The 16,538-nt window shown below is 68.8% G+C and carries 14 protein-coding genes and 1 pseudogene; 9 read left to right on the top strand and 6 right to left on the bottom strand.

The features are described 5' to 3' along the window. Positions 1 to 187: 187 nt before the first annotated feature. Together OG440_RS01170 and ctaD are read right to left on the bottom strand one after the other, a co-directional pair. Entirely contained in the window at positions 188 to 532 is a 345-nt protein-coding gene (locus OG440_RS01170) for a cytochrome C oxidase subunit I (protein ID WP_406004923.1), read from the bottom strand. A gap of 16 nt (positions 533 to 548) precedes the next feature. Continuing rightward, entirely contained in the window at positions 549 to 2,255 is a 1,707-nt protein-coding gene (ctaD, locus tag OG440_RS01165) for a cytochrome c oxidase subunit I (protein WP_406004922.1), read from the bottom strand. 309 nt (positions 2,256 to 2,564) lie between these two features. Between ctaD and OG440_RS01160 the strand changes: the two genes are divergently transcribed. Both OG440_RS01160 and OG440_RS01155 read left to right on the top strand, forming a co-directional pair. Then, positions 2,565 to 3,008: a hypothetical protein gene (locus OG440_RS01160; RefSeq protein WP_406004921.1), complete on the top strand. Its 444-nt coding sequence runs from the start codon at positions 2,565 to 2,567 to the stop codon at positions 3,006 to 3,008. Between the two features lie 167 nt (positions 3,009 to 3,175). Further along, the gene (locus OG440_RS01155; RefSeq protein ID WP_406011216.1) at positions 3,176 to 3,850 is read left to right on the top strand and encodes a DUF6766 family protein; all 675 of its coding nucleotides are present in this window, start codon (positions 3,176 to 3,178) and stop codon (positions 3,848 to 3,850) included. Positions 3,851 to 3,930: 80 nt separating this feature from the next. On the opposite strand, the gene OG440_RS01150 is transcribed toward OG440_RS01155, so the two are convergent. Next, positions 3,931 to 4,806, bottom strand: coding sequence for an SDR family oxidoreductase (locus tag OG440_RS01150; protein ID WP_406004920.1), 876 nt, complete (start codon positions 4,804 to 4,806; stop codon positions 3,931 to 3,933). Between the two features lie 385 nt (positions 4,807 to 5,191). Between OG440_RS01150 and OG440_RS01145 the strand changes: the two genes are divergently transcribed. From OG440_RS01145 to OG440_RS01125, 5 genes are all read left to right on the top strand, one after another. Next, positions 5,192 to 5,701, top strand: coding sequence for an HIT family protein (locus tag OG440_RS01145; protein WP_406004919.1), 510 nt, complete (start codon positions 5,192 to 5,194; stop codon positions 5,699 to 5,701). Positions 5,702 to 7,002: 1,301 nt separating this feature from the next. Further along, positions 7,003 to 7,206 carry a cold-shock protein gene (locus tag OG440_RS01140; RefSeq protein ID WP_007387007.1) on the top strand — a complete coding sequence of 68 codons (204 nt, stop codon included), beginning with the start codon at positions 7,003 to 7,005 and terminating at the stop codon, positions 7,204 to 7,206. A gap of 321 nt (positions 7,207 to 7,527) precedes the next feature. Then, positions 7,528 to 9,054 (top strand): DEAD/DEAH box helicase, encoded by a 1,527-nt coding sequence (locus tag OG440_RS01135; RefSeq protein WP_406004918.1) that lies wholly within the window; start codon positions 7,528 to 7,530, stop codon positions 9,052 to 9,054. A 46-nt stretch (positions 9,055 to 9,100) separates the two neighbouring features. Further along, a complete protein-coding gene (locus OG440_RS01130; protein WP_406004917.1) occupies positions 9,101 to 9,508 on the top strand; it encodes a CBS domain-containing protein in 408 nt (135 codons plus the stop codon). Between the two features lie 71 nt (positions 9,509 to 9,579). After that, positions 9,580 to 9,891 carry an SCO5918 family protein gene (locus tag OG440_RS01125; protein ID WP_406004916.1) on the top strand — a complete coding sequence of 104 codons (312 nt, stop codon included), beginning with the start codon at positions 9,580 to 9,582 and terminating at the stop codon, positions 9,889 to 9,891. Positions 9,892 to 10,897: 1,006 nt separating this feature from the next. On the opposite strand, the pseudogene OG440_RS01120 reads toward OG440_RS01125, so the two are convergent. Together OG440_RS01120 and OG440_RS01115 are read right to left on the bottom strand one after the other, a co-directional pair. Continuing rightward, positions 10,898 to 11,558 (bottom strand): annotated as a pseudogene (locus OG440_RS01120) (response regulator). Beyond that, complete coding sequence (locus OG440_RS01115) at positions 11,555 to 12,403, bottom strand: sensor histidine kinase (RefSeq protein ID WP_406004915.1); 849 nt, start codon at positions 12,401 to 12,403, stop codon at positions 11,555 to 11,557. The pseudogene OG440_RS01120 and the gene OG440_RS01115 overlap by 4 nt, the downstream one beginning before the upstream one ends. Before the next feature lie 473 nt (positions 12,404 to 12,876). Here OG440_RS01115 and OG440_RS01110 point away from each other — a divergent pair, with 473 nt between their 5' ends. Together OG440_RS01110 and OG440_RS01105 are read left to right on the top strand one after the other, a co-directional pair. Then, positions 12,877 to 13,641, top strand: a complete 765-nt coding sequence (locus tag OG440_RS01110) for an ABC transporter ATP-binding protein (protein WP_406004914.1) — start codon at positions 12,877 to 12,879, stop codon at positions 13,639 to 13,641. A gap of 14 nt (positions 13,642 to 13,655) precedes the next feature. Further along, the gene (locus tag OG440_RS01105; protein WP_406004913.1) at positions 13,656 to 16,187 is read left to right on the top strand and encodes an ABC transporter permease; all 2,532 of its coding nucleotides are present in this window, start codon (positions 13,656 to 13,658) and stop codon (positions 16,185 to 16,187) included. Here the strand turns inward: OG440_RS01105 and OG440_RS01100 are convergent. Beyond that, the gene (locus tag OG440_RS01100) at positions 16,076 to 16,528 is read right to left on the bottom strand and encodes a zeta toxin family protein (RefSeq protein WP_406004912.1); all 453 of its coding nucleotides are present in this window, start codon (positions 16,526 to 16,528) and stop codon (positions 16,076 to 16,078) included. The genes OG440_RS01105 and OG440_RS01100 overlap by 112 nt on opposite strands. Positions 16,529 to 16,538 lie beyond the last annotated feature (10 nt).

The raw sequence follows: 16,538 nt of genomic DNA, 5'->3' as shown, positions 1-16,538 counted from the left end.
TGGCCGGCGGCTCCGGGGGGACGCGGAACGACGCCCGTCGCATCCGGTGTCAGTTCACCTGCGGGCCGCCCAGATGGGGCGCCCGACGGCTGAGCCGTCCACACGGGTGCCGAAGACCGCGGGCCCAGTCTGCCTGCCGGTGTTCGACGGCCTGTGGCCACACCTGGTCCTCCCCGGTCCCACCCGGTCAAAGGGTCGACAACAGGGTGGCCACCGTCGTGAACACCGCGCAGACAGTCAGCGTCAGCCCCAGGCAGCGGCGTCGCAACTGCCGGTAGCGATGCTCGTACTCGGCCCGCAGGGACATACTGCGGGCCGCCAAGCGCTCGAGGTCTTGCCGAGAGCGGCGAAGAGTGTCGCTCACGTACTGGCATTCGATCTCCATGCGCTGCGACGTCGTCAGCCACTGCATCGGCTCGACGAAATCCTGCGCACGCTGCTCCGCTTCCGCGATCCGGGCCTGCCACAGCAGGTATCCCTCCACGGCGTTGCCGAGTTCGCCGGCGGCTCCCTGCTCCGACAGACCACTCAACGTGTGTCCCGGCCGGTCATGCGTGGACGCCGTTGGCCTCGGCTTCGGCCATCGCGATCTCGGGGTGGTGCAGGTCGAACGCCGGGGATTCGCTGCGGATCCGCGGCAGGGTGAGGAAGTTGTGGCGCGGCGGCGGGCAGGAGGTGGCCCACTCCAGAGAGCGGCCGTAGCCCCACGGGTCGTCGACGCCGACCGGCTTGCCGTACCTGGCGGTCTTCCACACGTTGTACAGGAAAGGCAGCATCGACAGACCGAGGACGAACGAGCTGATCGTCGAGATCGTGTTCAGGGCGGTGAAGCCGTCGACGGCCAGGTAGTCGGCGTAGCGGCGCGGCATGCCCTCGGCGCCCAGCCAGTGCTGGACCAGGAAGGTGCCGTGGAAGCCGACGAACAGCGTCCAGAAGGTGATCTTGCCGAGGCGCTCGTCGAGCATCTTGCCGGTGAACTTGGGCCACCAGAAGTGGAAGCCGGCGAACATCGCGAAGACGACGGTGCCGAAGACGACGTAGTGGAAGTGCGCCACCACGAAGTACGAGTCGGACACGTGGAAGTCCATCGGCGGCGACGCCAGGATGATCCCGGTCAGACCGCCGAACAGGAACGTGACGAGAAAGCCCGTCGCCCACAGCATCGGCGTCTCGAAGGAGAGCGACCCCTTCCACATCGTTCCGATCCAGTTGAAGAACTTCACGCCCGTCGGTACGGCGATGAGGAACGTCATGAAGGAGAAGAACGGCAGCAGCACACCGCCCGTGACGAACATGTGGTGCGCCCACACCGTCACGGACAGACCGGCGATCGAGATCGTCGCCGCGACCAGACCCATGTAGCCGAAGACCGGCTTGCGGGAGAAGACCGGGATGATCTCGGTGACGATCCCGAAGAACGGCAGCGCGATGATGTACACCTCTGGGTGGCCGAAGAACCAGAAGAGGTGTTGCCACAGCAAGGGGCCGCCGTTGGCGGCGTCGAAGACATGGGCGCCGAACTTGCGGTCCGCCTCCAGGGCGAACAGCGCGGCCGCGAGGACCGGGAAGGCCAGCAGGACCAGGACACCGGTCAGCAGGACGTTCCAGGTGAAGATCGGCAGGCGGAACATCGTCATGCCGGGCGCGCGCATGCAGATGATCGTGGTGATGAAGTTGACCGAGCCGAGGATGGTGCCGAAGCCGGAGAAGGCCAGACCCATGATCCACAGATCGGCGCCGAGGCCCGGGGTGCGGACGGCGTCCGACAGCGGCGTATAGGCGAACCAGCCGAAGTCGGCCGCACCCTGCGGGGTGAGGAATCCCCCCACGGCGATCGACGAGCCGAACAGGTAGAGCCAGTAGGCGAACATGTTCAGCCGGGGGAACGCGACGTCCGGCGCGCCGATCTGGAGCGGCATGATCCAGTTCGTGAAGCCGGCGAACAGCGGCGTCGCGAACATCAGCAGCATGACCGTGCCGTGCATCGTGAACGCCTGGTTGTACTGCTCGTTCGAGATCATCTGCAGGCCCGGGCGGGCGAGTTCGGCGCGCATGAGCAACGCCATCACACCACCGATCAGGAAGAACCCGAACGACGTGGTCAAGTACAGGGTGCCGATCGTTTTGTGGTCGGTGGTCGTCAGCCACGTCACGACCACATTGCCTGGCCGCCTGCCTCTGACCGGCAGTTCGTTCTGGTACGCGTCCTCGGTCGCCAAAGCGCCGTGGGGCTGGGGTTCGTCGACGATGCTCACAGGTCGTCCGTCTCTTGATGTTTCGCGGTCCGCTCACGCCATGACGTCAGTCACCCGCCCATCCTGGCCGCGCGAGGGCGGCACTCACGCCCGCAGCGGCCGTTGGACGGCCGATCGCGTGACCGATACACCCGGACGGAGCAGCCGTCCGGCCGGGTGGCCGGCGAGGCGCTTCGCGCGCGCCGCATGCGCACGGTCCGCCGTGACACCTCGCAAGGTCGACGGAGGGCCAAGCAGGTGTCACAAAGGGGAGGACGAGGGCGTGTCCGACAGCGTTCGGGGTACGCGGCCGCCACGATGGGACATCTCGTGTATCTGCCGGAAAGAGAAACCAGAGTGAGCGGACGAGGTCGGCGCATCACCCGGGGCCTTTCACTGTGCGCGCTCGTGCTGGCCCTGGCCGCCTGCGGCGGCACTTCAGAACGCGAGGTGGCCGCGTCCGCCGCGGCCACGGCCTTCGAGACGGCGCTGAGCGGAGGCGATCGCGCGGCACTGTGTGCGGCTCTCGCGCCGGGGACACGCTCAGAGGTGGAGGACGCGGCGAAGAAGCCGTGTGCCGACACCATCGGCGCGCAAGACCTTCCCGCTGGAGGCAAGGTCCGCAGCGTAGACGTTCACGGGCGTCAGGCGCGTGCCGTGCTCGCCTCGGACACGTTGTTCCTCTCGCAGTTCCGGGACGGCTGGAAAATCATCGCCGCCGGATGCCGGCCCCGCCCCGGCCTGCCGTACAAGTGCTCGGTCAAGGGAAGCTGACGCATGCGCACCATGTTCACGCTGTGTCTGGCCGTCGTCCTGGGCGGCCTGGCCTACTTCATCGCGGTGGGGCTGATGCAGCGATGACCGCCGACACGCCACCCCCGCCGGACACATCGCACCAGGGCAAGGGAGAGAGCGAGGACGGCTCCGTGGGAGAGCGCGGCATGCGCCGCTTCGTACGGGACAACGGCATAACTCTGGGTTTCGGGTTCGCCTTCCTGCTCGCTCTCACCGGGCAGGCGATCGCGGGCTGCGCGGAGTTCAACAACCAGCTCGCCACCGACGGGTTCGCGCAGATCGGTTTCCTCGACTACCTCACGACCTCGGATTTCGCGGTGGACGTGTCGGAGAACTGGCAATCGGAGTACCTCCAGTTCTTCCTCTACATCTTCGCGACCGTCTGGCTGCTCCAGCGCGGCTCGCCGGAATCGAAGGAGATGCAGAAGGCCGGCCCCGAATCGGACGAGGACCAGCGGGTGGGGGAGCACGCCGCCCCGGACTCCCCTCGCTGGGCAAGGGTGGGCGGAGTGCGTCAGGCGGTGTTCTCGCGCTCGCTCGGTCTGGTGATGGCGGCCCTGTTCCTTCTGTCGTGGCTGGCCCAGTCCATCGCGGGCGTCGCCGCCTACAACGAGCAGCAGCTGAGGCAACTGCAGGCTCCTGTCGGCTGGACGCAGTACATCGCCTCCGCTGACTTCTGGAGCCGCAGCCTGCAGAACTGGCAGTCCGAGCTCCTGGCCGTCGCGTCCATGGCCATCCTCTCCGTCTACCTGCGCCAGCGCGGTTCCCCGGAGTCCAAGCCCGTCGGCGCCCCCCACACGTCCACCGGCGTGGAGGGATGAGTCGGAGCGCAGCAACGCGGCGGACAAGGCGAAGAGCCGGGCCCGTTCTCGCCCGGCAGCCCGCGGCGGAGTGCGGCTGGTCAGGGCAGCGGGGTGCCGCCCGTGGCGTTGAGGATCTCCGCCGTGATGAAGCTCGCCCTCGACGAGGCCAGGAAGACATAGGCGGGAGCCATCTCGGCCGGCTGGGCCGGCCGGCCGAGCGGGGCCTGTTTGCCGAACTCGACGGTGTCCGGCATCGTCGCCGGGATCAGCGGCGTCCACACGGGTCCTGGAGCCACGGCGTTGACGCGGATACCGTCACCGGCCACCATCTGCGCCAGTCCCTGGGTGAAGGTGACGATGGCGCCCTTGGTCATCGCGTAGTCCAGCAGATGGGGACTGGGCTTGTACGCCTGCACGGACGTGGTGTTGATGATGGAGCCGCCCGCCGGGATGTGCGGCAGCGACATCTTGCACAGCCAGAACATCCCGTACAGATTCGTACGCACGACACGGTCGAACTGCTCCGTCGAGATGGCCTGGATGCCGTCCGGCTGTGACATCTGGTAGGCGGCGTTGTTGACGAGGATGTCGATGCGGCCGAACTCGTCGACGGTTCGCTCCACGAGCTGCCGACACTGGTCCTCTTCCCGGATGTCGCAGGGCACGGCAACGGCTGTACGGCCTGCCTCCTCGATCAGGGAGGTGGTCTCCTCCGCGTCCTTTTCCTCTTGTCCGCGAAGGTAGGTGAACAGCACGTCGGCGCCTTCGCGGGCGTAAGCCAGGGCCACGGCACGGCCGATGCCGGAGTCGCCTCCCGTCACGACCGCCTTGCGGTCCAGCAGGAGTCCACTGCCTTCGTAGGAGTCCTCCCCATGATCGGGAGGGGGGTCCATGGGGCCGGTCCAGCCCGGGTGCTGCTGTTCCTGGTCCGGGAAGTCGGGTCGCGGATGCTTTCGCGTGGGATCCTCGGTCACGGATATCCACCTCTCGCTGCTCTATCGGTGAAACAGACGGGCCACGGCCGATCCGCCGCGGTGACGGTGACGAGCACGGAGGCGAGGTCACCGCGGTGGCGACGGATCCGCTGACCTGCCGGCAGGGCATGGTCCGGACGTACGTTGATCCGTAGCTCGGCTCCACAGGGTGCCCACGAATCGCTGACCCACACGCACCCCGGTGAGTCTCAAGCGACGCCGTCACCAGCCTGGTGTCCCATGCGAACGACCGCGGACTCCGTTACCGGCCCCATCCGCGGATCGTGCGGTCGAGCGCCGCCGCACAGGCAAGGTGGTGTGACTGGTGACTGGTGGCCGAGGCAGACGGGCGTCTTGCAGAGAGGCGGTTCTACGCTCTCGATGCATGACGACTCCCGACTGCTACACGTGCAGCAAGGAAGCACAGTTCGACGACCTTCCACCCCGTGAGTGCGTGGCATACGACCAGCACTGGCGGGTCGCCCATGCCATCGACACCGCAGTGCCCGGCTGGCTGGTCCTCTTGCCTCGGCGCCACGTCACCGCGGTGCACGACCTCACCGACGCTGAGGCGTCTGCCCTGGGGGTGTGGCAGGTCAAGCTCTCCCGGGCTCTCCGCCGTACGACTGGTTGCGCCAAGACGTACGTCGTCCAATTCGCCGAAGCCGAAGGCTTCACGCACGTGCACTTCCACATCGTTCCGCGCATGGCGGGTCTGCAACCGGCACATCGGGGGCCGGGCGTCTTCGAGCTGCTTCGGCGGCCGGAGCACGAGCGAGTGAAGGACGAACAGGCCGACCGAGTGGCCCACTCTCTCCGTCTTCACCTCGATGGGCGCCCGGCGGTCATGGCGACGCCCCCGAGGGTCGGTCCCGTGGCCGAGGGCGGGGAGTGATCGCAAGAGAAGCAAGGAGCGGCGGCCCAGCCGCTGCACCCGGCACTCGCCCTCCCGTCCTCTGTCCCGTCCCTGCCCCGGTCGCGGGTGACTACCTCGTAGCCAAACGCGCGAAAATCTGTGGTGGCTGGAGTAGACATTGGGCAGCGAGGCCGTTATGGTTTCTCTCGTAGTCGAGATCGAGAAGGGCCCGCCAGAAATGAACTGCCGGGCAGCAGTACGAAGTTGTAGTACGTAGGACGGTGTGGCGGTGGAGTTCCGAAGCCAGGTTGTCGCAGGACGGCGACGGGACTGACGGCCGGACCGGGTGGCCCGCGGTGATCAGGGGCCGCCATGAGCAGTGCCGCAGTACCCGCAGCGTGTTTCGAGTGGTTCCCCGGTAAAGGCGTCTGGCTGCGGGCGCGCGTACCGGGAGGTTCGGCAGTGGGGTTCCAAGCCAGAGCAGACGCAGAACGGGCGACGGGGCCGGCTGCCGAGGAGTGGCGCTCTCCATGGCCACGGCAGTACGCAGTACCGGTAGTTGCAGTACCAGCAGTATCGGCAGGACCGGCACATCGCAGTGCAGTGCCGGTTTGGTAAGTGATCGGCCAGAGGGAAGAACGGAGGAGCCCGCGCCATCAGGATCGCCCGGACGAGCAGTGGGTCCGGGTACCGCAGGACATCGATAGTGAGGTGGTCTCCGGTCACGCATCCGCGATCCCCGCACCCTCGGCAGTGTTCGGGCCGGGCGCGCGGACTCAGAAGGCCGGCGCAGTACTGGGGCCGGCAGATGGTGTAGCAGTTCCTTCGGGGCCCTGGTGCCGTATGGCGCCAGGGCCCCTCCACGTGCTCCGTAGAGGTGCGTTGCAGAGACGTGGGATATCGGCATGTGGTGTCGCTCCGGCGTCTGGATGACGACGATCACCCCGCTTACGCCATGGGGCGGGCCACCGAGATGCGGGCGTGGTCGTCTGAATAATCGTGCCCTTTCGAGTCGTGAAGAGCGTGCGCTCTTCCTGCAACGCTGCACTCCGGGTGGGTCAATATCTATGGTCGTGACATGAGGGTTTGACGCGCCACGCGGGGAGTGTTTTTACCGCAATCAGCAGGGCGGAGTCATTTACCGTACATGGGCCGCTACCTCGTGCTACTGTCGATCTCAGTTGCAGTTGTGGTTCCCAAAAACTTCGAGCGCTCTCGCCGGTGTTTTCAGCCGTCGCAGGCGTTCTGTATTGCCGGTCATTCTCCGGACGGGGCATCATCGCGGCGACCCGGTACTCGTGCATCGCGGATTCCGGCGTACTGCCCAGAGGAGATATGACGTGGCGTCAGGCACTGTGAAGTGGTTCAACGCGGCCAAGGGTTTCGGTTTCATCGAGCAGGACGGTGGGGGCGCCGACGTGTTCGCCCACTTCTCCAACATCGCCGCCCAGGGCTTCCGCGAGCTGCTCGAGGGCCAGAAGGTCACCTTCGACATCGCGGCAGGCCAGAAAGGCCCGACGGCGGAGAACATCGTTCTCGCCTGACGCCGGCGCGCACTTCGTGGCGGGGGCCCGCATCCCTCGGGGTGCGGGCCCCCGCCACGGGGACTTTCCGCAGTGGTGTGACCTGCGGGAAAGCTGCTTGAAATCCTTCACTCGAGGATGCATGCCTCCTCGACGGCGCGACCGGTCGGCGTCCGGAACTTCACGTCCACACGGCGTCAGAAATTCCGTCGATGCCTCGCGCCAGATTCACTGCACTCCAGATTTTCTTTCGCATTCCATTCGGCCCGTTCCTGTGATTCCCCGCGCTGCTCTTTTGCTGCGGGAATTCCTTGGTACGTGCCGTACCAAGGAAGGTTCTCGATGAACTACGCACGCACGAATGACCGTACTTCCCGCGGCAGCCGTAACGACGGCTCCTTTGGATCCGGCTCCGGTTCGAGGCGGAGCGACCGATTCGGCTCGTCAGGCCCGAGCCGTTCCGGGGGTCCGAGCCGTTCCGGGGGTCCGAGCCGCTCGGGCGGTTACGGCCGGCGGCCCGCAGCGGTCCAGGGCGAGTTCGCCCTGCCGGAGACGATCACTCCCGCGCTTCCCGCGGTCGAGACGTTCGCCGACCTCGACATGCCCAGGCAGCTGCTGGCCGCGCTGACCGCGCAAGGCGTGAGCGTCCCGTTCCCGATCCAGGGCGCGACACTGCCCAACACCCTCGCGGGCCGCGACGCCCTGGGACGCGGGCGCACCGGCTCCGGCAAGACCCTCGCCTTCGGCCTGGCCCTGCTGGCCCGTACCGCCGGACAGCGCGCCGAGCCCCGCCAGCCGCTCGCCCTGGTCCTCGTGCCGACCCGTGAGCTGGCCCAGCAGGTGACCGACGCACTCACCCCCTACGCCCGCTCGGTGCAACTGCGTCTCGCCACCGTCGTCGGCGGAATGTCGATCGGCAGGCAGGCCAACGCGCTGCGCAGTGGTGCCGAGGTCGTCGTCGCCACTCCGGGCCGGCTCAAGGACCTCATCGACCGCGGCGAATGCCGGCTGAACCAGGTCGCGATCACCGTCCTGGACGAGGCGGACCAGATGGCCGACATGGGGTTCATGCCCCAGGTCACCGCGCTCCTGGACCAGGTGCGCCCCGAGGGCCAGCGGATGCTGTTCTCCGCCACCCTCGACCGCAACGTCGACCGCCTCGTCCGCCGCTACCTCACCGACCCGGTCGTCCACTCCGTCGACCCGTCCGCCGGTGCCGTCAGCACGATGGAGCATCACCTGCTCCACGTCCACGGCGCCGACAAGCACTGGACGACGACGCAGATCGCGGCGCGCGAGGGCCGGGTGATCATGTTCCTGGACACCAAGCACGCCGTCGACCGATTGACCCAGGACCTGCTGAACAGCGGTGTCCGGGCCGCCGCCCTGCACGGTGGCAAGTCGCAGCCGCAGCGCACCCGAACCCTGACCCAGTTCAAGACCGGGCACGTCACCGTGCTCGTGGCCACGAACGTCGCCGCCCGCGGCATCCACGTCGACAACCTCGACCTGGTCGTCAACGTCGACCCGCCGACCGACCACAAGGACTACCTGCACCGTGGCGGCCGCACCGCCCGCGCCGGCGAGTCCGGCCGGGTCGTCACCCTGGTCACCCCGAACCAGCGCCGCGACATGACCCGTCTCATGACCGCCGCCGGCATCGTGCCGCAGACCACCCAGGTCCGCACCGGCGAAGAGGCACTCAGCCAGATCACCGGCGCCCGTACGCCCTCCGGCATCCCCGTGACGATCACCGCGCCGGTCGTCGAGCGACGTCAGCGCAGCACCTCCTCACGCGGCCGACGCAGCCCCGCTTCGGCCGCCCGCCGCATGACCGGGCGGCAGTCCTCGTTCGACGCGGCGGCGTAACGACCTCGTTTCCAGGAATCCGGCCCACTTCTGCAGGAGGCACCTTTTGACGATGGTTCAGACGCAGCCCCGCTCGACCGGTGCCGTCACCGTACCCAGGACGGTGGCCGACACCATGGCCACCGCCGGACCGCAGGTCTGTGACGACATGACCGTCGAAGTAGCCCTGTCCGTCATGGCGAGCGCCCGCACCGGGCACCTGCTCGTCTGCGACAACGACGGCGTGTGCACCGGACTTCTCACCGAGGCCCAGCTCACCGCCGTCCGCGACAGCTCCGTGTACACGGACCGGGTCCAGCTACGGGACATCCTCGTCGTCGACTCAGGGCCCTTCGCCTCTCCCGTGACCGCGATGGCCGAAGCCGAGCACACGATGCGCCACCGCCGGCTCGATGCCCTGCCCGTGGTCGACGAACACGGCAACGCAGTGGGCGTCCTGGCCCTCGCCCACTGAACCGCCTCGACCGCCGAGACCGCCTCGAGCGCGGCAGAACCATCCCCTCGTTCTTCTCACTGTGAGGCACCATGCGCTGTGTCATCGCCCGCTTCCCCTTCGACCTCACCAAAAGCGGCGTCCTGGAATCGATGAAGGGCGTCAAGCCTGAGGAGATCTCGGGGGCGTCCGTGATCGTCGGCCGTCGCACCTACCCGGTCAAGCAGGTCGGGCAGGTCGTCACACGGCAGGACCGCCGCGACTTCAGCGCCGACGAAGTCCTGCGGGCCATGACCCAGCTCGGTTTCACCTGCCGCGACCTTTCCCGAGCCGCCGCACCCCCGCGCATCGTCAGCCCGCTCCAACACGCTTCCGCGATGCTCGGGACCCCCGCGGCCGTCTGACCGACGGGCTGCTGCGAGCAGTAGACGAAGCAGTGGAGAACATCGCCGCCTCCCGCGCACCACACCGCCCCACCTCTGACAACTGTCAGCTGCCGGCTGTTTGCCATATGACGTGATCCGCAGCCGGCGGCGGATGGTCGCGAACAGGAGCGGCGGGACGCCGGTGCGGATCGTCGCTCCGGTGATTCGTCGGGGGAGCGGAGCCAGGAAGCCTACAGCGCCGGGTAGACGGATCGCCTCGGAGACGTCTTCAGGGGCAAGCCGGTGCGCACCTGCTGGGAGCAGCGTTTCCCCGAGCTGGTGGCGGCCGCCGCCGCGGCATGAGACTTCCAGACCTGCACCGGGCGCCTGCTCAGTGATGCCCTGGACAGCGGTCATGCCTACCGGCTGGTGCTGGCCGGGGGCTACGCCATCCAGGCGCATGAGCCGGTCAGCCGCGCCGGCCAGGGCCTGGACCTGGCCACCGACGCTCCTGCGGGCATGAACGAGATCACCGGCGCCGTTGCTGCCGGCCTTGAGGACAAGGGCTGGGTGATCCGCATCGTCGAGGTTGCCTCGCGCATGGCCCGTCTGCTCGCCACCGACGCGGCAACCGACGCGTCCTGCGAGGGGACATCCTCAAAGAGATCTTCCACAGGCATCCCACGCAGACGGATGCCGGCCCACGCTGTCCCGGGACGACGCGGTGGGACTGAAGGTGCGTGCCCTGCACGACCGCGGCTTCCCCCGTGACGTCATCGACGTCCTGGGTCCGGCACTGGCTCGCGAAGCCGTATGCCGAGGACGAGGACGAGGACGGCGACTGAACCGGCCGTTACCGAGTGCTGTGCAGGCGGTGTCGGCGGGTGGTGACGAGGGCGCGCCAGCGGGCACGGACGGTGGGTTCGACGTGGGACGAGATCGATCCGGGAGAGGCGGAGGCACGCGGCATCCAGGGGTGCCGGTAAGAACCGTGTCCAGCCGCAAACGGCGGTGACCACAAACGTGGGCTGACCTGCTTGCTGGGTCATGGTGAGGACGACACCAGGCCCGCCCGGTGGGCGACGATCACGAGCTGGACACGGTCGCGGGCGTCGAGTTTGGTCAGCAGCCGCGCCACATGGGTCTTGGCGGTGGCGTGACCGATGAACAGCTCGGCCGCGATCTCGCTGTTGGACAGGCCGCGCCCGACGAGTGTCAGCACCTCGCGTTCCCGATCGGTGATGCCGTCGAGTCGCTGCGGTGGAGCAGTGGCCGTGGGACGGTTCGCGAATTCCGCGATCAGGCGGCGGGTGACGCTCGGTGCGATGAGGGCGTCGCCGGCGGCCACGACGCGGGTCGCGGTGAGGATGTCCTCCAGCGCCATGTCCTTGACCAGAAATCCGCTGGCCCCCGCCCGGAGCGCGGCGTAGACGTTGTTGTCTTCGTCGAAGGTGGTGAGCATGAGTACGCGCGGCGCCGGGGCGTTGGCGGTGATCATCCGGGTGGCCTCGATGCCGTCCATGCCGGGCATCCGGATGTCCATCACGACTACGTCGGGCCTGTCGGAGTTCCCGGACCATCCGGACTGCCTCCGTGCCGGTTCCGGCCTCGCCCACGATCTCCAGATCGGGGGCGTCGGCGATGACCATGCGAAGGCCGGCTCGTACGAGGGGCTGGTCGTCGGCGAGGACGATGCGTACGGTCATCCCGGCAGCCTGGCTGTCACCCGGAAGCCGCCCTCGGGGCGTGGCCCGGCGCTGAACTCGCCGCCCAGCAGGTCTGCTCGGTCGCGCATTCCGGTGATTCCGTAGCCGGTGCCGTCGGCCGCGGCATCGGGCGCCGCGCCGGTGCCGTCATCGATGACCTCGATGGCCAGCTCGCCGGTGCGGTAGTCGACGTTCACCTGGCAGTGGCGGGCGTTCGCGTGGCGGACCACATTGGTCAGTGACTCCTGGATGATCCGGAATGCCGATTGGTCCATGTCGGACGGCAGCGGACGTTTCGTGCCCTGCCAGCGCATCTCTACGCGGAGTCCGGCCGTAGCGGTGCTCTGCGTCAGCCGCTCCACGCCGGCCATGCCCGTCACCGGTTCGGGTTCGGTCCGGTGCAGCGTGCCGAGCATGCGGCGGAGCCCCACGAGGGTCTCCCGGCTGGTCAGTTCGATCGCGTCGAGCGCTCTGCGGGCTCCCTCGGGCTGGGTCTCGATGACCCGCTTGGCCGCGCCGGCCTGGATCGCGACCACTCCGATGCTGTGGGCGACCATGTCGTGCAGCTCCCGGGCGATCCGCAGGCGCTCCGCCTGCACCGCCTGGGCAGCGGCCTGGTCACGCAGCCGCTCGGCGTACTCGCGCCGCTGGCGGATCGAGTTGCCCAGCATCCAGGAGACCAGGGCGACCGAGGCGATCGGCACCGCAGCGTCGGTCACGCCGTGCGCCCAGCCTCCGTTCATGATCCGCCAGCCACTGATCTGCGCCATCAGGACCGCGACGGCCACCAGGGCAGAGGTGCGACGGCTGCGGTCGGTGGTGGCGGCGAGGTAGAGCAGCAGCACGTCCGCCGTCGGGAGCAGCAGGGCCCACGCCCAGGGAGCGAGCGCCGCAGCCGCCAGGGATTGGCGAGGACCAGGCCCAGGACCGGCAGTGGTCGGCGCCGGGCCGCTACGAGCGGCAGCGCCAGGCCGACGGCCAGGGCCAGGTCGGCCCAGGGGTCCCGCAGGCAGGGGGCGGCCTCAGGCCCGCCCTGTTGCTCGAGCAGCCATAGCGCCAGTGCGAACAGCAGGGCCGCGCACCAGGTGAGGGCCGGCCAGGCGCCTGGCGGGATGCGTCCGAGCAGGGGCGGCCGGGGTTTGACCTCTTCCACAGGCCGAGCGTAGGCAGGCACCCGGCTCTCCGCGTCGCCCTACAGGCGTACGCCTGCGGCATTACGGATCACCCCACGCGTCCGCTGAAGGCCGGACGCCTCCGGGACGCGGCTTGGGCGAGCGTGGACGGCGTTCCGAGTGCCACCGAGAGGACTTCCATGGTGATGGACACGAAGACCCCGGCCACGTACGCGGCGGCCGCCCGAGCCCGTGGACTGTGCAAGGTCTACGGAGAGGGGGAGACCCGGGTCCAGGCCCTTGACGACGTCAGCGTGGAGTTTCCGCGCGGGGAGTTCGCCGCGATCATGGGCCCCTCCGGATCCGGTAAGTCCACGCTGATGCACTGCCTGGCCGGCCTCGACAGCGTGACCTCCGGTTCCGCGACGATCGGCGACGTGGAGCTGGCCGGTCTGAAGGACAAACAGCTGACCCGGCTGCGACGGGACAGGATCGGGTTCATTTTCCAGGCCTTCAATCTGTTGACCACGCTCACGGCCCTGGAGAACATCACGCTGCCCGGAGACATCGCCGGGCGCGGGCCCGACAGGGACTGGCTGGCACGGGTCGTCGACGCGGTCGGCCTGGCCGACCGGCTGAAGCACCGCCCGGGCCAACTCTCCGGCGGACAGCAGCAACGCGTGGCCTGCGCCCGCGCCTTGGCAGGAAAGCCCGAGATCATCTTCGCCGACGAGCTCACCGGGAACCTCGACTCGCGTGCCGGCGCGGAAGTCATGGCGCTCCTTCGGTCCTGTGTGCGCGACTTCGGCCGATGCGTCGTCATGGTGACCCATGACCCGGTGGCCGCCTCCCACGCGGACCGGGTGGTCTTCCTCGCCGACGGCCGCATCGTCGGCGAACTGCGGGCACCCACCGCCGACAGCGTGCTGGACCGCATGGGCCGGCTCGACATCGCCGACCGCGTCGGCTGACGGGGGATCCACCGATGTTCCGTACCGCACTTCGCAATGTCCTGGCCCATCGAGGCCGGCTCCTGATGACCGCCCTCGCCGTGCTGCTCGGCACCGGCTTCATGACCGGCACCATGATCTTCTCCGACAGCGTCCACCAAGCCGCGAAGAACAGCCGCAGCAAGGACTTCACCGGCGTCTCCGTCCAGGTTGCCGACGACACCGCCGGAATCCTCACCAGCGCGAGGCAGAACAGCACCAAGAGCTCCGCCCGGCTCACCGACGCGACGGTCCGTCGGATTGCCGCGCTGCCAGGAGTTGCCCGGATCCGCGCCGTGGTGAGCGGCACCGCTGCCATAGCGGACAAGGACGGCAACACGATCGGCGACATCATGAGAAGCACGAGCGCCAACTTCGTGCCGGACTCCACCGGGCACGACGCGCGCTACCCGATGCTCCAGGGGCGAGGACCGAAGACCGCGACCGAGATCGCCTTGGACCGGGACACCGTCGAGAAAGCGGGCTACCGGCTCGGTGACACCGTACGCGTCGCCGCGGGCGGCCCTGCCCTGAGCGCCACCCTGACCGGCGTCTTCACCTCCGACGCCCCCGCGGTCCGCTCCGGCAACCCGCTGGCACTGCTCGACACCCAGGGCGCCCGGCGGGTGCTCTCGCTGGCGCCGGACCAGTACAGCAGCATCGACATCACCGCTGCCTCCGGAACCTCCGAGACCGCGCTGCTGCACACCGTCACCCCGCTGGTCCCCGACGGCAACCAATTCCGGGCCGCGACCGGCACGCAACTGGCCGCGCGGCAGGCCGCCATGCTGGCCCAGAGCGGCAGGAGCCTGGCCACGATGCTGACCACCGCTGCGGGAATCTCACTGTTCGTCGGCGTCTTCCTCATCGCCAACACCTTCACCATGCTGGTGACCCAGCGCACCCGGCAGCTGGCACTGCTGCGCGCCATCGGCGCCGGGCGCGCCCAGGTCACCCGCTCCGTGCTGATCGAGGCGTTCCTCGTCGGTCTCACCGGTTCCGCCGCCGGACTTCTCCTCGGTATCGGCATCGGTGCCGGTCTCGCGGCGGGGGTGCAGGCGCTGGACGCGGATCTCCCCAGAGCCGGCGTGGTCATCACCCCCACGACCGTGCTGATCACCCTGGTCGTCGGCACCCTGGTCACTGTCCTGTCCGCGGCCCTGCCCGCGCTGCGCGCCTGCCGGATCCCCCCGGTCGCCGCGCTGAGCAGCGGCGAGCAACCCGCCACCCAGCGAGGCCTGCTTGTTCGCAACGTCCTCGGCTCCTCGACCGCCGCCGGGGGCCTCGGCCTGGTCTGGCTTGGCAGCACCGATAAGGGTGCTGAGGCGCGCTTGCCGCTCATGGTGGGGGCGCTCCTCGCGGTCATCGGCATCGTGCAGCTGCTGCCGCTGCTGGCCCGCCCGGTGATCGCCCGTCTCTTCGGCACCCCCGGCTCGCTCGCCGTGCTCAACGCGCTCCGCAACCCGCGCCGCACCGCGAGTACGGCCGCCCCGCTGACCATCGGACTCACCCTGGTCACCGCGATGACCGTGCTCGGCGCCTCGGTCTCGGATGCGATCGACCGTGCCGTGACCCAAGAGATGGCGGCGGACTACGCCGTCACCCCGCTCACCGGCACCCTGGACCCGAGCATCGCGCCGTCGGTCGCCAAGGCTCCGGGGGTGGTCGCGTCCAGCCCGGTCATCGAGGTGGAATGGCGGATCGCCGGCGTGCGGACCGAGGCGAAGGGCCTGGACGCCGACAGCGCCGATCAGCTGGTCCGGCCGAGTATGAGTCAGGGGGCGGCCACGGCACTGAAACGGGGTCAGATCCTGGTGGACACCGACTTCGCGGGTCGGCACGGACTGGCCGTCGGCTCCGACGTCGCAGTGGTCGCCCCGCGCCGAAGCGGCGCCCGCCTCACCGTCGGCGGGGTATTCGAACCCAGCCGGATGCTCGCCCCCGTGCTCCTGCCGGGCACAGTGGTCACCGCTTACCAGCCGTACGCGCCGGCTCAGCAGATCCTGGTCAAGGGCGCGAACGGGGCAACCCCCGCGCTGAAACAGGCTCTCAAGGACGCCACCGGCAAGAGCCCTGTGATCGAGGTCGAGAACAAGCAGGACCTGAGGGACGGCTTTGACCGCACCATCACCTTCGCTCTCAACCTGCTCTACGCACTGCTCGGGATCTCGTTGCTGGTCGCGGCCCTCGGAGTGGTCAACACGCTGGCAATGGCCGTGTTCGAGCGCAGGCGCGAGCTCGGCCTGCTCCGGGCGATCGGCTTGGACCGCGGCGGCGTCAAGCGGATGGTACGGCTGGAATCGGTGCTGATCTCCGTCTTCGGCGCGGCGATCGGCATGGCCTTCGGTGTCTTCCTGGCGTGGGCGGCCGGCTCCACCATGACCGTGACCCTGCCGGAGATCCGCACCGTCCTGCCCTACCCCGAGCTGATGCTGCTGGTCGCCGTTCTGGTCGGCCTGGCCGCCGCCCACTGGCCGGCTCGCCGGGCCGCCCGTCTTGACGTGCTGGACAGCATCACCGATGACTGACGGCCGTGCCCGCCCGGCAGGTCACGGACCAGCAGCTCCATCCGGTATCCGGCCTGACGGTACAGGGACGCGCTGGTGATGAAGGCGGCGGCGTTTTCCGGGGTGATCTCGATGACCACGTCCCCGCGCCCCTCGCGCACGTACCGTTCGGCTTGAGCCTGCCAGGCCCGGTAGTCGGCGCGGATCCGCGCGGAGGCGGTGCGCGGCTCCTCACGCAAGAGCTGCAGGCAGTCCGGGTGGAAGAATACGAAGTCGTCACCCGTGATGTGGGCCGGGCCGTCGCGCAGGGTGCGTCGGACCATCTGAGCGGCGCGGGTCTTGCCGGCGCCGGGCCGGCCCATGGACTCGTCG

The sequence above is a fragment of the Streptomyces sp. NBC_00637 genome, from assembly GCF_045161545.1.
Taxonomy (GTDB): Bacteria; Actinomycetota; Actinomycetes; order Streptomycetales; family Streptomycetaceae; genus Streptomyces.
The sequence above is the reverse complement of the archived record's forward strand: the minus strand, read 5'-3'. Positions and strand labels throughout refer to the sequence as shown.